Below are 573 nucleotides of genomic sequence, written 5' to 3' on the forward strand. Positions count from 1 at the left end.
TAACAGTCCTTGCTCATATAACCCGCATCAAAACACCACAACATGAGATACATCAATACATCATCTTGCGCCCCTGAATTGCCTTTTAGCGTTTCAGTGACCCACGTTTCATACAACTGCAAGGCTTTTCGCTTATATGCCGCTTTACGTTCAAATGATTGAATTTTGCTCAAATCACGCATGTTCTGCCTCAACATCAATTTAACTTGTGTTGCTGCTGATGGGTCAGCAAGAACGCCATACGCTCCGACGTTCTTTGCCTCCACTTGCATGCGTTTTTTTCCCACGGGTTCACGACTTACCCCTTATTTCCCTGCTTTTTCTTTCTGCTCAAGCTCTTTTTTTAGAGCATCAAGCTCAGCTTTAAGCGCGTCATTTTCTTCTGCTGTCGCTAACATTTTTGCTTTCTGCTCAGCATCATCACCCGCTGGCGCATCAGGCTCTTGCTTACCTTTGGTAAGCTCGATGTTTTCAATTAGCGCTACGCAGTCATAATCTTCAATGATGTAATCTTCATTGACTGATTCGTAGTTTTCGATACGGTCACGTTTAGCGTTATCAACCACTTGACGA

Annotated in this window: 2 protein-coding genes; both read right to left on the minus strand. The window is 43.6% G+C overall.

All coding sequences use genetic code 11. The annotated features are described in order from the left end of the window. Positions 1-287 (minus strand): phage terminase small subunit (gene gpM, locus PROVRUST_RS18635; protein ID WP_248696652.1); only part of this gene is annotated, 287 nt, incomplete at its 3' end. An 18-nt stretch (positions 288-305) separates the two neighbouring features. Continuing rightward, on the minus strand, positions 306-573 hold a 268-nt coding region (locus PROVRUST_RS20255; RefSeq protein ID WP_006816474.1), incomplete at its 5' end, for a P2 family phage major capsid protein.

It is taken from the genome of Providencia rustigianii DSM 4541, assembly GCF_000156395.1.
In the GTDB taxonomy this organism is placed as follows: Bacteria; Pseudomonadota; Gammaproteobacteria; order Enterobacterales; family Enterobacteriaceae; genus Providencia; species Providencia rustigianii.